The organism is Acidimicrobiales bacterium, assembly GCA_036270875.1.
In the GTDB taxonomy this organism is placed as follows: domain Bacteria; phylum Actinomycetota; class Acidimicrobiia; order Acidimicrobiales; family AC-9; genus AC-9.
This window is the reverse complement of the sequence record DATBBR010000103.1, coordinates 1-16,377: the sequence shown is the minus strand read 5'-3', so window position 1 is coordinate 16,377 and position 16,377 is coordinate 1. Positions and strand designations below refer to the sequence as shown.

The 16,377-nt window shown below is 70.9% G+C and carries 11 protein-coding genes; 7 read left to right on the top strand and 4 right to left on the bottom strand.

Annotation, left to right across the window (positions count from 1 at the left end; genetic code table 11):
• Window positions 1–221 precede the first annotated feature (221 nt).
• Window positions 222–1,739 carry an MFS transporter gene (locus VH112_11380; protein HEX4540836.1) on the bottom strand — a complete coding sequence of 506 codons (1,518 nt, stop codon included), beginning with the start codon at window positions 1,737–1,739 and terminating at the stop codon, window positions 222–224.
• A gap of 92 nt (window positions 1,740–1,831) precedes the next feature.
• Here VH112_11380 and murA point away from each other — a divergent pair, with 92 nt between their 5' ends.
• Window positions 1,832–3,085, top strand: a complete 1,254-nt coding sequence (murA, locus tag VH112_11375; protein HEX4540835.1) for a UDP-N-acetylglucosamine 1-carboxyvinyltransferase — start codon at window positions 1,832–1,834, stop codon at window positions 3,083–3,085.
• A complete protein-coding gene (meaB, locus tag VH112_11370; protein ID HEX4540834.1) occupies window positions 3,086–4,039 on the top strand; it encodes a methylmalonyl Co-A mutase-associated GTPase MeaB in 954 nt (317 codons plus the stop codon).
• Window positions 4,040–4,052: 13 nt separating this feature from the next.
• On the opposite strand, the gene VH112_11365 is transcribed toward meaB, so the two are convergent.
• Both VH112_11365 and glgP read right to left on the bottom strand, forming a co-directional pair.
• The gene (locus VH112_11365; protein HEX4540833.1) at window positions 4,053–4,829 is read right to left on the bottom strand and encodes an enoyl-CoA hydratase-related protein; all 777 of its coding nucleotides are present in this window, start codon (window positions 4,827–4,829) and stop codon (window positions 4,053–4,055) included.
• Between the two features lie 21 nt (window positions 4,830–4,850).
• Window positions 4,851–7,337 (bottom strand): alpha-glucan family phosphorylase, encoded by a 2,487-nt coding sequence (gene glgP, locus VH112_11360; GenBank protein ID HEX4540832.1) that lies wholly within the window; start codon window positions 7,335–7,337, stop codon window positions 4,851–4,853.
• Between the two features lie 104 nt (window positions 7,338–7,441).
• Between glgP and VH112_11355 the strand changes: the two genes are divergently transcribed.
• From VH112_11355 to glgB, 4 genes are read left to right on the top strand one after another with little or no spacing between them, the layout of a single operon-like run.
• Entirely contained in the window at window positions 7,442–9,415 is a 1,974-nt protein-coding gene (locus tag VH112_11355) for an alpha-1,4-glucan--maltose-1-phosphate maltosyltransferase (GenBank protein ID HEX4540831.1), read from the top strand.
• A complete protein-coding gene (gene treS, locus VH112_11350) occupies window positions 9,412–11,163 on the top strand; it encodes a maltose alpha-D-glucosyltransferase (protein HEX4540830.1) in 1,752 nt (583 codons plus the stop codon). The genes VH112_11355 and treS overlap by 4 nt, the downstream gene beginning before the upstream one ends.
• Complete coding sequence (locus tag VH112_11345) at window positions 11,160–12,497, top strand: hypothetical protein (GenBank protein ID HEX4540829.1); 1,338 nt, start codon at window positions 11,160–11,162, stop codon at window positions 12,495–12,497. The genes treS and VH112_11345 overlap by 4 nt, the downstream gene beginning before the upstream one ends.
• Entirely contained in the window at window positions 12,494–14,704 is a 2,211-nt protein-coding gene (glgB, locus tag VH112_11340; GenBank protein HEX4540828.1) for a 1,4-alpha-glucan branching protein GlgB, read from the top strand. Before VH112_11345 ends, glgB begins: the two co-directional genes overlap by 4 nt.
• On the opposite strand, the gene VH112_11335 is transcribed toward glgB, so the two are convergent.
• Window positions 14,685–15,668 (bottom strand): DUF4921 family protein, encoded by a 984-nt coding sequence (locus VH112_11335; protein ID HEX4540827.1) that lies wholly within the window; start codon window positions 15,666–15,668, stop codon window positions 14,685–14,687. The genes glgB and VH112_11335 overlap by 20 nt on opposite strands.
• Before the next feature lie 74 nt (window positions 15,669–15,742).
• Here VH112_11335 and VH112_11330 point away from each other — a divergent pair, with 74 nt between their 5' ends.
• The gene (locus VH112_11330; GenBank protein ID HEX4540826.1) at window positions 15,743–16,213 is read left to right on the top strand and encodes a DUF2269 family protein; all 471 of its coding nucleotides are present in this window, start codon (window positions 15,743–15,745) and stop codon (window positions 16,211–16,213) included.
• Window positions 16,214–16,377: the final 164 nt, after the last annotated feature.

The following is a 16,377-nucleotide window of genomic DNA, read 5'->3' as shown; positions in this document are numbered from 1 at the left end:
CTTGCCAGCGGCTCGCATCCTGCACTCTCAGCTGCCAATTACGGAGCGCGATGACACGACGGGCGTTTCCTACAAGCACTGCCCCGCGGCCCCGTCCCGTTCTCGCCCATTGTGGCCAAACCGCCGCTCGTCGCATGGCTTGTCTCGCAGATCCCCGCCGAAGGCACGATGGTAGTCCAGGCAAGTTGGCTCCTCGGCGCTCCGCCGATCGCCTTGGGTTGTCACGATCGGCCCCCGGCGTCTTCAGGGTTGAGCGTCTCCAGCTCCACGCCCGCCGTCTCCGGAAAGAGGGTGAGCACGATCACACTCAACACCAGCGGGCCCAGCGCCAGCAGGGCCAACGGTCGGCCGAGCGCTCCGAGGGGACCGGCCAGGAAGCCCACGGTCAGCAGGCCGCTCGCTCCCCCGAGCCGGTCGCTCACGTAGAGCAGCCCGTTGGCCCGCCCCCGGAGCGACGTGGGGAACAGCTCGGGGCCGTAGACCCCGAGCGCCGGCAGCACGGCGGCGCCGATCACCGCCGCCGCCACCCCGGCGATCCACATCGGCCAGCCCCGGATGGAGTACATCGCCACGGTGGCACCGACGCCCCCGACCAGGCCCACGCCGGCGACGATCCGTCGCCCGCGCACGTCTGCAAGCCGACCTCCGGCGACGACGCCGATGCCGCCGGGTGTGTTGGTCCCAATGATGAACAGCGAGATGCGAGCGCCCGAGAAGCCCCGCTCCGCCCGCAGGAACTGGTTCTGATACTGGCTCGCGGGCACAAGGAACAGGTTGAGCAGGAAGCGTGAGCCGGCCAGCAGCCACAGCCGCCAGCCGTGGCCGCGCAGCGTCGCGATGGCGTGGGGGGCGACGAAGCGCCGGCTCTCCGGGAGCTGTCGGGCAATCGGGATCAGCACCAAGAGCCCGGCGGCGGGGACCACGTACAGCGCCCGCCAGGCGCCCGGACCGATGTCCGCCAGGGTGAGCAGCAGCGCGCACACGCCGGCGCCGAGGGCGGCGGTCAGCACCAGGATGCCGAACGAATAGGCGCGGGCGCCGGCAGGGACCTCCTCAGCGGCCACCACCGCCAGCAGGATGACGGCGGCGGTGACGAAGCCGCGGGACACGACCTGGCTGCCGGCGAGCCAGGTCAGCGAGGGCGAGAGCGCCCCCACCATCGTCAAGGCGGCGCCGGCGGCGGTGCAGCCGAGCAGCAACCGCCGTCGGCCCCGGCGGTCGGCCAGGGCCACCAGGACGAACGCCAGGGCGACGTCGGCCCTTACAACGGCGAGCGCCACCCCCAGCGCCCGGTCGCTGGCGCCGAACTCTCGGGCCGCGAACGTGGCCGTCTGGGTGAGCACCGTGCCGAGGTAGCCGTCGACGAGCGCCAAGGCGGCCAGTGCCGTGAGCGTTCGGGTCGTCCTCGGATCGAGGCGGGCCGGCGGCAACCACCACGGGGTGCGCGACGGGCGCTCGATGGCGCCCAGGTGACGGCGGGAGGGGAGCAGGAACAGCCAGCCCACCCAGGGCACGGCCAGGCGAAATTCGACCGTCTGGCTGACGCGCGCTCGCCCACTCCCGGCGGCCTCGACGACGACCTGGCGACGGTAGGTCTCCACCGGCCCTTCGGCCGCTTCGAAGCGCCCGGGCCCGAGCGTCCGCTCCAGCACCATGTCCGATCGGGGTTCGAGCACCTCATCGGCCCGGGCGGCATCGACGGTGGCCCGGGTGACGACCCGATGCACACGGCCCGCCATGACGGCGACCATACCGACTGTGGCGTCGCCGTCGAGTACGGCCGGCGACGGTCGTCCAGGGGTGGCGGCGGGACCGACCATACTTGGGGCCCGTGGATCGCTTCGTCGTTCGCCCCGGCCGCCCGCTCTCCGGCTCGGTGCGCGTGGGAGGGGCCAAGAACTCGGCTCTCAAGCTCATGGCCGCCTGCCTCCTGGCCGAGGGCCGTTACATCCTCTCCAACGTTCCTCGCATCGCGGACGTCGAGACGATGGGCGACGTGCTGGCGGCCATGGGCGTCCGCGTGCGACGTACGGGTGAGGACGAGCTCACCATCGACACGCCGGCCGACCTCACTCCCGAGGCGCCCTATGAGCTGGTCGAGCGCATGCGGGCGTCGGTGGTCGTGCTGGGACCGCTCCTCGCCCGCTTCGGCACGGCCAAGGTGGCCATGCCGGGAGGCGACGACTTCGGGCACCGTCCCATCGACATCCACCTGCGCAGCTTCGAGGCCATGGGTGTCACGTTCGAGGCCGCTCACGGCTCTGTCGAGGGGCGGGCGGGACGCCTGGTTGGCACCCGGGTGGTCCTCGAGTTCCCCAGCCACACGGCCACCGACAACGTGCTGATGGCGGCGGCGCGAGCCAAAGGGACCACGATCATCGAGAACGCGGCGCGCGAGCCCGAGGTCGCCGACCTGGCCGCCTTCCTCAACCGCATGGGCGCGAGGATCGGGGGAGCGGGGACGTCGCGCATCGAGGTGGAAGGCGTGGACGAGCTACACCCCGTCGATCACCGCGTGATACCCGACCGTGTCGAGGCGGCCACGTTCCTCACCGCCGTCGGCCTGGCGAAAGGAGAGGTCGTCATCGAGGGCGGTCGAGCCGAGCACCTCGACATGCTCATCCAGAAGCTGGGTGCCATGGGCGTCTACGTGTCGCCGACCTCGGACGGTCTCTGGGTCGCGGCCTCCGGGCCCCGCCGGTCGGTGGACGTCGCCACCCTTCCCTATCCCGGGGTCGCCACGGACTACAAGCCGTTGCTGGTGACGATGCTGTCGGTCGCCGACGGCGTGGGGATCGTGACCGAGAACCTCTTCCGGGGCCGGTTCCGCTACGTCGACGAGCTCCGGCGCATGGGCGCCGACATCCGCACCGAGGGTCACCACGCCGTCGTGCGAGGCGTCCAACGCCTGTCAGGAGCCCCCGTCCGCGCTCCTGACATCCGGGCCGGCGCCGCGCTCGTGCTGGCCGGGCTGGTCGCCGACGGCGAGACCGTGGTGGCCGATGCCTTCCACGTGGACCGGGGCTACGAACGGTTCGCCGACAAGCTCGCGGCCCTGGGCGCCGACGTGTCCAGGGCAGGCTGAGTGCCGGGTCGCGCCGACGCCGAGCAGCTGGTCGCGGCGGCAATCGAGGGAGACCGCGGCTCGCTCGCCCGTCTCATCTCCCTGGTCGAGCGGGGCGGCCCGCAGGCCCGGGCCGTGGGCAGGCTCACCTACCCGAAGGGGGGGCGGGCCTACAGCGTGGGCATCACCGGAGCCCCGGGATCGGGCAAGTCGACCCTCACCGACCGGCTGATCGCCGAGGCCAGGGGCCAGGGCGGTCAGGTCGGCGTGCTGGCGGTCGACCCGTCGTCGCCGTTCTCGGGGGGCGCCATCCTCGGAGATCGGGTCCGCATGCAGGACCACGCCGTGGACCCCGGGGTCTTCATCCGCTCGATGGCGACCCGCGGCCACATGGGTGGTCTCGCCCTGGCCGTGCCCGAGGCCATCCGGGTGCTCGACGCCGCCGGGTTGCCCATGGTGCTGGTCGAGACCGTCGGCGTCGGACAGGTCGAGCTCGACGTGGCGGGCGCGACCGACACCACTGTGGTGGTGGTGAACCCCGGTTGGGGGGACGCGGTGCAGGCCAACAAGGCCGGCCTGCTGGAGATCGCCGATGTCCTGGTCATCAACAAGGCCGACCGGCCCGGCGCCCGCGAGACACACCGGGACCTGGCGCTCATGCTGGAGCTGTCCACGCTCGGCGACTGGCGACCGCCGATCGTGGAGACGGCTGCGTCGACCGGCAAGGGGATCAGCGAGCTCTGGGAGGAGCTGGCGCGCCATCGGGCGTTCCAGGAGGAGCGGGGCGCGCTGGATCGCCGGCGGGCGCAGCGGCTCGAGGACGAGCTGCGGACGATCGTGACCCGGCGACTGGAGCAGCGGGCGGACAGCCTCTCGACGAGCGCGTCGTTCGACACCGTGAGGTCGGCGATGATCGAGCGCCGCCTCGACCCCTACCAGGCGGCCGACGAGATCCTGGACGGCCTGGTCGGATAGCCAGGATGTCCGCTCAGCGGCCGACGAAGGTGGCCTTGCCCGGTCCCTGCTCGAGAAACGAGCGGACTCCGATGCCGGCGTCCTCGGTGCCGAACGACTCGACGAACAGGTCGCGCTCCAGCCCCAAGCCCTCGGCCAGCGGTCCGGCGAGCCCGTCGTCGACGGCCCGCTTGGCCAGCCCCTGGGCCACCACCGCGCCACGGGCGAGCTCGGAAGCCCATGACAGGGCGGAATCGAGCACCTCGGCCGCGGGCACGACCCGGTCGACCAGGCCGATTCGCTCCGCCTCGGCCGCGCCGACCTGCCGACCGGTGAGGATCAGGTCCTTGGCCCGAGCGGCGCCGACCTGACGGGCAAGCCGCTGGGTTCCCCCGCCACCGGGGATGATGCCCAGCAGGATCTCGGGCTGGCCCAGCTTGGCGGTCTCCGCGGCGACGCGGAAGTCACAGGCCAGCGCCAGCTCACACCCCCCGCCCAGGGCAAACCCACATATGGCGGCGATCGTCGCCCGGGGGATGGCGGCCACGGCGTCGAGGGCGGCGTGGAACGATCCGGTGACCTCGGCCGCCTCCGCCGGCCCCCGGAGCTCGGAGATCTCGGCACCGGCGGCGAAGATGCGCTCGCCTCCCCAGATGACCACGGCCCCCGGCGGATCCATCGACAGCTCGGACGCGACGGCGGCGAGCTGGCTGAGGACCTCCCGGGAGAGGGCGTTCATCTTGGGGCGATCGAGGCGGACCAGTGCGACACCGTCCGCGCGCCGCTCGACTGACACGTTCGGCTCGGGCATGCGAGGCACCGTACTCGCCCCTTACGCCCAGGCGGCCAGGCCCATCTCGTTGGCGCTGGCCAGGTCGTCGTGCGAGGGGACCACGCGTACGGTGAAGCCGTAGCGGCCGGGCTGCTCGCACACGAAGGTGGCGGTGTAGCGGACGGCGGCGCCGTCGTCGCCGCCGGGTCCGACTGGGGACATGGGCGCGACCGCCGCCCCCGTGAGCTCGCCGTTGGCACCGACCGGTCCGTGGGCCAGCTCCACGGTCACGTCGCCCTCATCGAGCGAGCCCAGCACGACCACGGCGTCCACGCGTCGCTTGGCCCCGAGATCGGCCGGGGTGGCCTCCGAGTCGACGGTGACCACGTGCACGCCGGGCCAGGCCGCTGACACCTTGGCCTTCCACAGGGCGAGCGACCTGGCCCGCTCGTAGCTGGCGGCGGTGAGCGACTCGACCCGGCGGGCGGCGGGCTCGTAGAACAGCCGGGTGTAGTCCCGGACCATGCGGGGCGCCCCCAGTCGGGGCCCGAGGGAGCTCAGAGACGCCTTGATCCGGCGCACCCACCCCGGTGGCACGGAGCCGTCGGGCCGGTCGTAGAAGAGCGGTACGACCTGGCGTTCCAGCACGTCGAAGAGATTTGCCGCCTCGATCGCGTCACGCCGGGCCTCGTCCTGGGCGCGCTCGGCCGAAGCCACGGCCCAGCCATTGTCGCCGTCGAACCACTCGTCCCACCATCCATCCAGGATCGAGAGGTTGAGCGCGCCGTTGAGGGCGGCCTTCTGCCCGCTCGTGCCGCACGCCTCCTGGGGGCGGCGGGGAATGTTGAGCCAGAGGTCGCAGCCCTGGCACAGGGCCAGGGCCACGGCGATGTCGTAGTCCTCCACGAACACGACCCGGTGGCGGATCGAGGGCTCTCGGGAGAACTGCACCATCCGACGAATCATCTCCTTGCCCGCGTCGTCGGCCGGGTGGGCCTTGCCCGCGAGGACCAGCTGCACGGGCCGGTCCTCGTTGGTGAGCAGCGCGGTCAGTCGCTCGGGCGGGGAGAGGAGCAGAGTGGCCCGCTTGTAGGGGACGAATCTGCGGGCGAAGCCGATGGTGAGGATCCCAGGGTCCAGGACCTCCGCCCCGAGGCGCGAGCGCACGAAGCCGACGAGCCGCTCCCGAAGCTGGTCGCGGACCCGCCAGATCTCGTCGTCGCTGACGTCGTCGATCCGCGCCCACGTGGCGTCGTCGCCATCGGCCCAGGCGGGGAGGAGGCCCCTGGTGAGCAGGTCGCTCATCTCCGGCGACACCCACGAGGCCGGGTGTACACCGTTGGTGACCGAACCGATGGGCACCTCGTCGACCTCGACGTCGGGCCACAGCCCGCTGAACATCGCCCGGCTCACGGCACCATGGAGCCGGGAGACTCCGTTCGCCTCGCTGGCCAGCCGGAGCCCCATGACGGCCATGTTGAAGGCGGCGTCGGCCGGCTCACCGGGCAGGTGGCCCAGGCTCATCAGCCGATCGAACCCGACTCCACACTCCTCGGCCCAGCCGGTGAAGTAGCGCTCCATGAGAGCGCGGGGGAACCGGTCGATGCCCGCCGGCACCGGCGTGTGGGTGGTGAAGATGGTGCCGGCCCGGACGGCCTCGAGCGCCTCGTCCATCGTCAGGCCCTCGTCCACGACGAGTCGCCGGATGCGCTCGAGGCCGAGGAACCCGGCGTGGCCCTCGTTGGAGTGGAACACCTGCGTCGGCTCGCCGACCGCGTCAAGGGCCCGGACGCCCCCGACCCCGAGCAGGATCTCCTGGCGCAGCCGATGCTCGGTGTCGCCGCCGTAGAGGCGGTCGGTCACCGCCCGGCCGGCGGCGTCGTTGCCATCGACGTCGGTGTCCAGCAGGTACAGGCGGACCCGACCGACGTCGGCCCGCCACAGCCTGGCCACGACGGGCCGACCGGCCAGCTCGACATCGACGAGCACACCCTCGACGAGCTCGACGGGCATGGCGTGGGGATCGAGGGCCGGGTACCGCTCCTGTTGCCAGCCGTCGGGGTCCAGCTCTTGGCGAAAGTACCCGTAGCGGTACAACAGGCCCACTCCCACGAGGGGCACACCGAGGTCGCCTGCCGCCTTGAGGTGGTCGCCCGCCAGCACACCCAGCCCCCCCGAGTACTGGGGGAGCGCCTCGGTGATGCCGAACTCCGGCGAGAAGTAGGCCACAGAGCGCAGGGCGCTCGACCCCTGTCGCTGGAACCACAGGGGTGCCTCGAGGTAGCGGTGCAGGTCGGCCCACACCTCCTCGAGGAACCCGGTGAAGGCGGGGTCGGCCGCCAGCGTCTCCAGGCGCTCAGGGTCGGCGGCGGTGAGGAGCCGCAGCGGATCGCGCCCGGCGAGCTCCCACCGCTGTGGATCGACCCAGCGAAACAGGTCCCTCGTGCGTTCGTCCCACGACCATCTCAGGTTGGTCGCAAGCTGGTGGAGCGGCGTCAGCGCTTCGGGCAGCCTGACGCGCACGGCGAAGCTCCGGAGCGCCCTCATCGTGGAGGAGGCTAGCGAAGCCCCGAGGCGACCCGGGCCCCGATGCTCCCCAGGCGACCACCGGGCGGTTTGGCTCCCCGCCTCCAGGCGGTAAGGCTGAACACGTGATCGGCCGAATCGTCATCGACGACATTCGCCCGCGCACCCCCAGCGGCGAGTACCCGGCCAAGGCGGTCGTCGGGGAGACGGTCCATGTCTCCGCCGACATCTTCAGAGACGGCCACGACATCCTGGCCGGGCGCGTGTGCTGGCGACCGACCGCGCAGGCGCCACGGGCCCGCGGCGCATCGGACTGGTCCGTCGCTCCGATGCGGGAGCTGGGCAACGACCGCTGGGAGGGAGTCATCGAGCCTGGCGTCGTCGGCCTCCACGACCTGGTGGTCGAGGCCTGGACCGACCGTCTGGCGACCTGGCGGCACCGGGTATCGGTGAAGCGCGAGGCAGGTGACGATCTGTCCGTGGAGCTCGAGGAGGGGGCCCGCCTCCTGGAAGCGCAGGCCGAGCGGGTCGACCCAGGGGACCGGACCACGCTTCGGGACCCAGCCGGCGCCCTGCGGGACGCCGCCGCTGCCCTGCGGGCCGAGAAGACACCGCTCGAGCGAAGACTGGCCCCCGCCTTCGACGCCCAGGTGACCGGGCTGATGGCCGGGCCCGGCGACTCGCCGGACCGGACGCGTTCCCCAACGGCCCCCCTCTGGGTCGACCGCCAGCGCGCGTTGGTCGGAGCCTGGTACGAGCTGTTCCCCCGGTCCGAGGGCGGCCTCGCCGGCGCGGTGAAGCGGCTGGACGCCGTGGCCGAGATGGGCTTCGACGTCGTCTACCTGCCTCCGATCCACCCCATCGGGACCACGAGCCGCAAGGGCGCCGACAACACTCTGAAGGCGCGTCCCGGCGATCCCGGGAGCCCCTGGGCCATCGGCGGGCCGGAAGGAGGTCACACCGCGGTGGCGCCCGAGCTGGGCACCGTCGCGGACCTCCAGAAGCTCATGGCACGCGCGGGAGAGCTCGGGATCGAGATCGCCCTCGATTTCGCGCTCCAGTGCTCACCTGATCACCCGTGGGTCAGCGAGCACCCGGAGTGGTTCCACCACCGACCCGACGGGTCCATCGCCTACGCCGAGAACCCCCCGAAGAAGTACCAGGACATCTATCCCATCAACTTCTGGCCCTCGTCGGAAGCCGACCGCTGGGCCCTGTGGCAGGCCTGCCGGGGCATCCTCGAGCACTGGATCGAGGTGGGGATCCGGATCTTCCGGGTCGACAACCCCCACACCAAGCCGATGGCGCTGTGGGAGTGGCTCATCCCCACGGTGAAGGCCAGCCACCCCGAGGTGATCTTCCTCGCCGAGGCCTTCACCCGACCCAAGGTCATGGCCAAGCTCGCCGAGGTCGGCTTCTCCCAGAGCTACACCTACTTCACGTGGCGGAACGAGGCGTGGGAGCTCACCGAGTACCTCCAGGAGCTCACGACCGGGCCCACAGCCGACTACATGCGGCCGAGCTTCTGGCCCAACACGCCCGACATCCTCTCGGGCCCGCTCCGGAGGGGCCCGCCCGCCGCGTTCAAGATGCGGCTGGTGCTGGCGGCCACCTTGGTTCCGTCGTACGGGGTGTACAGCGGCTTTGAGCTGTTCGAGAACGAGCCCGCGTCCGACGTCAACGAGGAGTACAGCCAGTCGGAGAAGTACGAGATCAAGCAGCGGGACTGGTCGCGACCAGACTCGCTGGCGCCCTGGATCGGATTGATCAACTCGATCCGCCGCCGCCACCCGGCGTTCTGGCGGCTTCGCAACCTCACGTTCCACCACAGCAACAACACACAAATACTCGCCTACTCGAAGCACGCCGACGATCGAGGCGACGTCGTGCTGATGGTGGTGAACCTCGACCCCTGGACGACCCAGGAGGCAACGCTCGGGCTGGACATGGGAGCCCTGGGGTTGGCCCAGGACGCGCTGTTCGAGGTGATGGACGAGCTGAGCGGGAAGGTCTTCGGCTGGAGCGGCCCCAACCCCTATGTGCGACTCGACCCGAACCAGGAGCCGGCTCACGTGCTCCATGTGCGGAGGCGCCCGTGAGCCCATCGCCCCGGCGCGGCCGCCCAGGCACGGGCGGCCCGCGACGGTCACACCTGGCCGACGACCCGCGCTGGTACCAGCGGGCCGTCTTCTACGAGGTGGTGCCGCGCGGCTTCTACGACGCCAACAACGACGGGACCGGCGACCTCTCGGGGATCGTGGACAAGCTCGACTACCTGAGCTGGCTAGGTGTCGACTGCATCTGGCTGCTGCCCTTCTACCAGTCGCCGTTGCGTGACGGGGGTTACGACATCAGTGACTTCTTCAGCGTCCACCCTGACTACGGCGACCTCGGTGATGCCGTCCACCTCGTCGAGGAAGCGCATCGTCGGGGTCTGCGGATCATCGCCGATCTGGTCATGAACCACACCAGCGACCAGCACCCGTGGTTCGTCGAGTCCCGCCAGGACCGCACCAACGACCGGGCCGACTGGTACGTCTGGAGCGAGGACGACCAGGTCTATCCGGACGCGCGGGTGATCTTCGTCGACGCCGAGAAGTCCAACTGGACCTTGGACCCGCAGCGCCAGCAGTACTACTGGCACCGGTTCTTCTCCCACCAGCCCGACCTCAACTACGACTGTCCCGAGGTGGCCGACGCCATGCTCGACGTGGTCCGGTTCTGGCTGGACATCGGGTTGGACGGCTTCCGGCTCGACGCCGTGCCCTATCTGTACGAGCGGGAGGGCACCAACTGCGAGAACCTCCCCGCTACGCACGAGTACCTGAAGCGGCTGCGCAAGGAGATCGACGCCAGCCATCCCGACAAGGTCCTCCTGGCCGAGGCCAACCAGTGGCCCGCCGACGTGGTCGATTACTTCGGCAACGGCGACGAGTGTCACATGTGCTTCCATTTTCCGGTCATGCCCCGGATGTTCATGTCCGTGCGGCGGGAGCAGCGCTTCCCGATGACCGAGATCCTGGCCCAGACGCCCGACATCCCAGACGGCTGCCAATGGGGGATCTTCCTGCGCAACCACGACGAGCTGACGTTGGAGATGGTCACCGACGAGGAGCGCGACTACATGTACGGGGAGTACGCCAAGGACCCCCGGATGAAGCGCAACATCGGCATCGGTCGACGACTGGCCCCACTGGTCGACAACGACCGGCGGCTGGCCGAGCTCATGCACGCCATGCTCTTCTCGATGCCCGGCAGCCCCATCCTGTATTACGGGGACGAGCTGATGATGGGCGACAACATCTACCTGGGGGATCGGGACGGGGTGCGCACGCCGATGCAGTGGACACCCGACCGCAACGGCGGCTTCAGCCGAGCCGACTTCGCCCAGCTGTACCTTCCTCCGCTCATGGACCCGGTGTACGGGTACCAGGCCGTGAACATCGAGGCCGGCATGCGCAACCCGAGCTCGTTCCTGCACTGGCTGCGGCGCCTCCTCGAGGTGCGCAAGCAACACTCGCTGTTCGGCACCGGCACCTTCGAGATCCTGCCCGCCGAGAACCCGTCAGTGCTGGCCTACGTGCGCACCCCTCGAGAAGACCCCGGCGGGCGGGGCGAGACAGTCCAACGCACGGGGGCGGAGACGGTCCTCTGCGTGCACAACCTCAGCCGCTTCGCCCAGCCCGCCGAGCTGGCCCTGGGGCGCTGGGAAGGGAGGATCCCCATGGAGATGCTGGGCCGGGTGCCGTTTCCGAGGGTCGGAGCCCTTCCCTACTTCGTCACGCTAGGTCCCTACGGGTTCTACTGGCTCGAGCTGGTCGATCCCGGTCCCCAGGAGCTGTCATGACCAACCCGGAGGCGACGGAGATCGAGGTGCTGGCCGGGTACCTGGGGCCGTTCCTGGAGCGGCAGCGGTGGTTTGCCCGGAGCGAGCACGAGGTCGGGTCGCCCCAGATCGTCGAGGCCGAGGTGATCAGGCCCGGCCGACCCCGCCTGACCGACCTCGTCGTCGAGGCCGGCGGCGCGACCTACCACGTGTTGGTGGGGGTGCGCGAGGAGCAGGAGGCCCTCGGCATCCTGCGCGGCCAGGAGCACGCCATCCTCGGGCCGCTCGAGGACGATGACGGACATGCGCTCGCCTATGCCGCGCTTGCCGACCCCGAGCTCGCCCTCCAGCTGCTCGAAATCGTCTCGGCTGGGAACCAGCAGGCCACCCGCGTACGGCCCGTGGGCGCCGAGCAGTCCAACACCTCGTTGGTCTACGACGACCGGCTGATCATGAAAGTGTTCCGCCGCCTCCAGGCGGGCCCCAACCCGGACGTCGAGGTCACCCTCGCCCTCGACGACGTCGGGTTCAACCACGTCGCCGCGCCCGTAGCGGTCTGGCGCCGGGATCCGTGGGACCTGGCGCTGGTCCAGGAGTTCCTCGCCGGCGGCAGCGAGGGGTGGGCGCTGGCCCTCACCTCCTTGCGCGACCTGTACGCGTCCGACCCCCCCATCGCCCCAGAGGCGGCGGGCGGCGACTTCGGAGACGAGGCCCGTCGCCTCGGGGAGATGACGGCCAAGCTCCACCTGGCCCTGGCCGAGGCGTTTGGTCGGCACCCGGCCGATCCCGCGGACTGGGCGCGATCGATCCAGCAGCAGCTGGACGCCGTGCCCGCGTCCGAGGGGATGGCCGATCGGGCCGTGGGCTCGATCCTCGATGACCTCCGAGGGGTGCGTGATCCGGGGGTCGCCATCCGGGTCCACGGCGACTACCACCTGGGCCAGGTCATGCGGGGCGAGGTGGGGTGGTACGTGCTCGACTTCGAGGGCGAGCCGGCCCGGCCGCTCGAGGAGCGGCGCCAGCTGCGCTCCCCGCTCAGGGACGTGGCCGGGATGCTGCGGTCGCTCCAGTACGCGACCGCCGTGGCCGCCGAGGAGCGCGGCCCCGCCGGACAGGCGGATGTGGGTGAGCTGGCGGCGGCGTGGGAGCGGCGCAACCGGCGGGCGTTTCTCGACGGCTACGGTTCGGTCGGGCACCTGAGCGAGATGGTGCCGAGCGGGCCCGACTTCGAGGTCGTGCTCGCCGCCTTCGAGCTGGAGAAGGCGGCCTACGAGCTGTGTTACGAGCTTGCCTATCGGCCGGCGTGGGCGCACATCCCCCGTGAGGCGCTCGCACGGTTGCGAGGAGAGGGATGACCATGGCCAGAGAAGCGGGCGGACCGGCGGGCCAGCAAGGTGAGCTCGACCGCCTCCTCAACGGTGAGCACGCCGATCCCCACCGCATCCTCGGGCGGCACGGCTCGACGATACTGGCCCTGCGGCCGGACGCCTCGGCCGTTCGGCTGGTTCTGCACGACGGCCGAACGGTCGACATGACCAAGCTCCGTCCGGGCGGGCTGTTCCTCGCCGATCTCCGCGACGTGGACGGCTACGTGCTCGAGGCCGACTTCGCGGGTGGCGCGACGATGCGCTACGACGACCCGTACCGGTTCTGGCCGACCCTGGGCGAGATCGACCTCCACCTGTTCGCTGAGGGACGCCATCACCGGCTCTGGGACGTGCTCGGAGCCCATCGCCGCGAGCATCAGGGAGCCTGGGGAACGGCCTTTGCCGTGTGGGCCCCCGCCGCCCGGTCGGTGCGCGTCGTGGGCGACTTCAACGGCTGGGACGGTCGGGTCCACCCGATGCGCTCGCTGGGCTCGTCCGGAGTGTGGGAGCTGTTCGTTCCCGGCGTCGAGGCTGGGTCGCGCTACAAGTACGAGATCCTCACCGCCGATCGGCAGCTGCGGCTCAAGGCCGATCCGATGGCGCGGCAGGCCGAGGTCCCCCCGGCCACGGGCAGCGTGGTCCCTGATCCGCAGTCGTATGCCTGGTCGGACGGCGACTGGATGCAGGCCCGGGCGGCATCCGGGTGGCTGGACCGGCCGCTCGCCATCTACGAGATGCATGCCGGCTCGTGGCGACGCCGGCCCGACGAGGAGCCGCTGACCTACCTCGACTTGGCCGCGGAGCTTCCGCGCTACCTGGTCGACATGGGGTTCACCCACGTCGAGCTCATGCCGTTGGCCGAGCACCCCTTCGGAGGGTCGTGGGGCTACCAGGTCACCTCGTACTACGCACCGACCGGGCGGTACGGCACTCCGGACGGGCTCAAGGCGCTCGTCGATGCGCTGCACGCCGCCGGCATCGGGGTGATCGTCGACTGGGTACCGGCCCACTTCCCCCGTGACGACTGGGCGCTGGCCCGCTTCGACGGCAGCGCGGTGTACGAGCACGAGGACCCTCGTCGCGGCAGCCACCCCGACTGGGGAACCCTCGTGTTCAACCTCGGCCGCAACGAGGTCCGCAACTTCCTGATCGCCAACGCCCTGTACTGGCTCGAGGAGTTCCACATCGACGGCCTGCGCGTGGACGCCGTGGCCTCCATGCTCTACCTCGACTACTCGCGGGCAGAGGGCGAGTGGGTGCCCAATGTCTACGGGGGACGCGAGGATCTCGAGGCGGTCACCTTCCTCAAGGAGATGAACGAGGTCGTCCACACTGCGCACGAGGGCGTGACGACGATCGCCGAGGAGTCGACCGCCTGGCCGGGTGTGTCCCGGCCCACGTACGTGGGCGGGCTGGGATTCGGGCTCAAGTGGAACATGGGCTGGATGCACGACACTCTCGACTACTTCGCCAAGGAGCCCGTACACCGCCGGTATCACCACGACCAGCTGACCTTCGGCCTTGTCTACGCGTTCAGCGAGAACTTCGTCCTCCCCCTCTCGCACGACGAGGTGGTGCACGGCAAGGGCTCGCTGCTCGGCAAGATGCCGGGCGACCGCTGGCAGCAGCTGGCCAATCTCCGGTCACTGCTGGCGTGGATGTGGGCTCACCCGGGCAAGCAGCTGCTGTTCATGGGGGGAGAGCTGGCCCAGGAGCGTGAGTGGTCCCACGACACCAGCCTCGACTGGTACCTGGTGGACGACCCCGGTCACCGCGGCGTACAGGACCTGGTCCGGGCGATGAACCGGACATATACCGAGCTTCCCGCCCTGTGGAGGCAGGACTTCACCAGCGAGGGGTTCCGCTGGATCGATGCCAGCGACGTGGACAGCAACGTGCTGTCGTTCGTGCGTCTACCGGGCGGCGATCTCGCGAACGCCAGCGCGGTCGTGTGCGTGGCCAACCTCTCCCCGATCCCCCGCCATGGCTACCGCGTCGGCCTACCGCTCGCGGGCGAGTGGCGGGAGGTGGTCAACACCGACGCCACCCAGTTCGGCGGTAGCGGGGTGGGCAACGGTGGGAGCGTGCTGGCCGGCAACACCAGCTGGCACGGTCTCGACCACTCGGCGGAGCTCAACCTGCCCCCGCTCGGTGTGCTGTGGCTGTCGGCCGGGGTCAGCGAGCCGGGACAGTGACGCGCAGCTCCTCGGCCGCCAGCTCGGGGGCGACGACGTTGATGAACACGCCCGTGCCCAGCTCGAAGCCGGCCAGTGTCGTGAGCTTTGGCCACACGTGGATGTGCCAGTGGTAGGTGCCGGACAGCCGGTACGGCGCCGAGTGGAAGGCGACGTTGTAGGCGACGTCGCCGAGCCGTTCCCGCAGCTGGGCGACGGCGGCGCGTAGCGCTTGGCCGGCGGCGGCCAGGTCAGGCGGCGAGCTGCGGTGCAGGTGGGGTCCGTGGGTACGGGGCACCACGAGCATCTCGAAGGGCACCCCGCTCCAGAAGGGGCAGAACACGACGACCCGCTCATCGGCCAGCACCAACCGGTGCCGGGCCTCCTCCTCGGCGTTGAGCGCCGTGCACAGCAGGCAGTTGCCGGCGAAGCGGGCGAAGCCGGCCAGCTCGTCGACCAGCTCCCGGGGGACGAACGACATCCCGAGCAGCTGGCCGTGAGGGTGCTCGATCGACGCTCCCGCCTCGCGGCCGGAGTTGACGATGGCCTGGCTGTAGCGGAGTCCCGGTGTGTTGGCGTGCTCCTCGATCCGGTCGCGGATGGCGGCCATCACCAGGCTCGTCTGCGAGTCGTTGAGGTCGGCGAGGGCGGCGTCGTGCTCGGGCGAGAACACGAGCACCTCGTGGATCCCGCTGGCGGGCGCCTGGGTGAAGGTCGGGCCCAGATGGCTCACGACCATCGGCGCGTCGCCGTCGAAAGCGGGGTAGAGGTTCGGGACGACCCGCACCAGCCAGGTACCTGTCGAGCCATAGGTCTCGAGGGCGGGAGGCGTGGCCTCCTCGTGCCCGGGGCAGAACGGGCACGGGCGGGAAGTGTCGGCCTCGACCGACAGGGCGCGGGGCGAGAATGCGGCCGGCCGGTCGAACCGCCCGCCGCTGATCGACACCCATCGTCCGGTCATCGGATCGAGGCGCAGCTGGCTCATGGACGCCCCGCGCAGATCACGATCTCTCACGGTAGCGCCGGCGCGCGGTCTCGCGTGGGCAGGAGCGGCTCGCTGTGACGCGGGCCACCGTGGTCGTCCTTCACGTGCTGAGCGCCGTGGTCGGGTTCGGGGCCATCTTCCTCACCGGTGTGTACGCCGGACTGGCTCGCCGCCGCCCCAGCGGGGCGGTGCGCCGCTACTTCCGTTCGGGCCCGAACTGGGCGGCGCGCGGCGTGTACCTCGTGCCCGTCCTCGGGGTCGTGCTCGTGGAGACCAGCCACGGAGCCGACCGCTTCGCCCAGCTGTGGGTGGTGGTCTCACTCCTCCTTTGGGTGCTTGCCGCCGTGCTGGCCCAGGCAGTGGTGTGGCCTGGCGAGCGCCGGATCCAACAGCTCGTCGTCGGGTCGCCGCGGACGGGGACCGCGGCCCGCCAGGCCGAGCTCGACCGGGTGGGCCGCCGGGTGGAGCGGGCGGCCGTGGCCATTGACCTCGCCTTCGTGGCGACCCTGGTGCTGATGGTCGCCAGGCCCGGAAGCGGAGGTTGACGCAGGCGGAGCGGCGAACAGTAGAGGATGGGCAGATCCCCTGGGGCGACCTCCTGGGCCGGCCTCGGGCGGGGATCGGCCCGAGCCCCTTCCTCCGGGCCGACCTCCCGGGCCAGCCTTGGGCGCGGATCCGCCCGAGCCCCTTCCTTGGGGCCGACCTCCCG

Excerpts from the sequence above, each read along its gene's own strand:
- glgP (HEX4540832.1), bottom strand. The coding sequence starts at position 7,337 with ATGAGGGCGCTCCGGAGCTTCGCCGTGCGCGTCAGGCTGCCCGAAGCG.
- VH112_11335 (HEX4540827.1), bottom strand. The coding sequence starts at position 15,668 with ATGAGCCAGCTGCGCCTCGATCCGATGACCGGACGATGGGTGTCGATC.
- VH112_11345 (HEX4540829.1), top strand. The coding sequence starts at position 11,160 with ATGACCAACCCGGAGGCGACGGAGATCGAGGTGCTGGCCGGGTACCTG.
- VH112_11365 (HEX4540833.1), bottom strand. The coding sequence starts at position 4,829 with ATGCCCGAGCCGAACGTGTCAGTCGAGCGGCGCGCGGACGGTGTCGCA.
- VH112_11380 (HEX4540836.1), bottom strand. The coding sequence starts at position 1,739 with ATGGCGGGCCGTGTGCATCGGGTCGTCACCCGGGCCACCGTCGATGCC.
- glgB (HEX4540828.1), top strand. The coding sequence starts at position 12,494 with ATGACCATGGCCAGAGAAGCGGGCGGACCGGCGGGCCAGCAAGGTGAG.